At 76.4% G+C, this 216-nt stretch carries 1 protein-coding gene; it reads left to right on the top strand.

The features are described from left to right. The coding region (locus tag DEIPI_RS38730; protein ID WP_045233459.1) for a hypothetical protein at window positions 1-216 on the top strand (216 nt) is incomplete at both ends.

Here is a 216-nt window from a genome sequence, read left to right as displayed (position 1 = left end):
GCAACTCGCCGTATCCGTTCGCGGACCTGGGGCGGGCGTACGCGCTGTCGCTCGCGAACCTCGTGGGGGGCGTGGGGGCCTTCGACGTGACGGTGGAGCCCGTCGCGCGCTACCGGGCGGGCGACGCGCGGCGCGTGGCGCGGGTGTTCTACGTGGGCAGCGTGTACGGCGCGCCCATTCCGGAGGCGCTCGCGCGGGACGTCCTCTCGGGCGCGC

It is taken from the genome of Deinococcus pimensis DSM 21231 (assembly GCF_000519345.1).
Lineage (GTDB): Bacteria > Deinococcota > Deinococci > Deinococcales > Deinococcaceae > Deinococcus_A > Deinococcus_A pimensis.
This window is presented reverse-complemented; position numbering and strand designations above follow the sequence as displayed.